The sequence below is a fragment of the Brasilonema bromeliae SPC951 genome (assembly GCF_012912135.1).
GTDB lineage: Bacteria > Cyanobacteriota > Cyanobacteriia > Cyanobacteriales > Nostocaceae > Brasilonema > Brasilonema bromeliae.
Map to the genome: position 1 here is coordinate 55346 of NZ_QMEB01000005.1, position 1359 is coordinate 56704.

Consider the following 1359-nt stretch of genomic DNA (forward strand, 5'->3'; position numbering starts at 1 on the left):
CCGCCTGGGATTGAAATCCCAGTCTCATAGGCAAAGTCATCTAAAAGATGACTGCATGAGCTTTTCAGTCTACTTTAGTAGACTTGGGCTGTGAGCCTTGGAATTGATTCCAAGGCGGTTGAAATCAGCTAATCTTTTTCTCGTTCCCAGACTCCGGCTGGGAATGCCCATACTGAGGCTCAGCCTCACCTCAAGGAGGGACTACGAAACTTGACTGCGATCAAACAACCACCCATCCCCAACTATCTCCTCTAGGCGTTGAGTGAGTCGGGTAAGAAAATATTCCGGATCTTTCAACCTTTGCTGGACAAACCAAGTGTCAAACGCTTCCTGCGTCTCAATTCCTTGGGCAACCGCCGCATCTGATATCATCCTGACACTCAATCCCTGGAGTTCCTCTAACTGCGGATGCCCTTTGCCTCGGCAGTTGCAAAAGAATAGTGCTGTTGCCCCTAGCAAGGATTGCAGTTCATCACCTCGCGGTACTGCGTTATACAAATTATGAATTAGCTGAATTGTTTTTGCCAAGGGGGCGTGAATCCTCACCGTCAGCCACATAGCTTGAGCCAGGTAAACCAAACCGTTGCTTTGAGCCGTCACGCCTAAATTACCTAGAACTGTCACCAAATCGCCATAAGCACAAACCTGTGCAAGTGCCAAAGCGGCTTGCAGATTTAAGTCTAACTCCCTAGCTTTATCTCCTGTTTCACCTGCAACATAAGCCATATTTGCTAGGGTAGTAGCTTTGCCATCGACATCGCCAATCTGCTCATATATTTCCAAGGATTGTTGCCAAAGTGCGATCGCCCTCTCGATGTCTCCTTGTTGGGCGATGACTCCTGCCATGTTGTTCAGGGTGGTAGCTTTGCCACCGACATCGCCAATCCGCTCTTTTATTTCCAAGGATTGCTCCCACAGTGTGATCGCTTTGGGGATGTCTCCCTGTTGGGCAATTACCTGTGCCATGTTGTTGAGGGTAGCGGCTTTACCATCGACATCGCCAATCCGCTCAATTATTTCCAAGGATTGTTTCCATAGTGCAAGCGCCCTAGGGATATTCCCTTGTTGGGCGATGAACCATGCCATGTTATTGAGGGTTGCAGCTTTGCCACCGACATCTCCAATCCGCTCTTTTATTTCCAAGGATTGTTCCCATAGTGCAAGCGCCCTGGGGATATTCCCTTGTTGGGCTATAAACCATGCCATGTTATTGAGGGTAGCGGCTTTACCATCGACATCGCCAATGCGCTCAATTATTTCCAAGGATTGTTCCCATAGTGCAAGCGCCCTGGAGATATTCCCTTGTTGGGCGATGAACCATGCCATGTTATTGAGGGTTGCAGCTTTGCCACCGACATC

The 1359-nt window shown here is 48.9% G+C and carries 1 protein-coding gene; it reads right to left on the reverse strand.

Annotated features, from left to right (window positions below; genetic code table 11):
- Positions 1–201 precede the first annotated feature (201 nt).
- On the reverse strand, positions 202–1359 hold a 1158-nt coding region (locus tag DP116_RS01490; RefSeq protein WP_211173013.1), incomplete at its 5' end, for a tetratricopeptide repeat protein.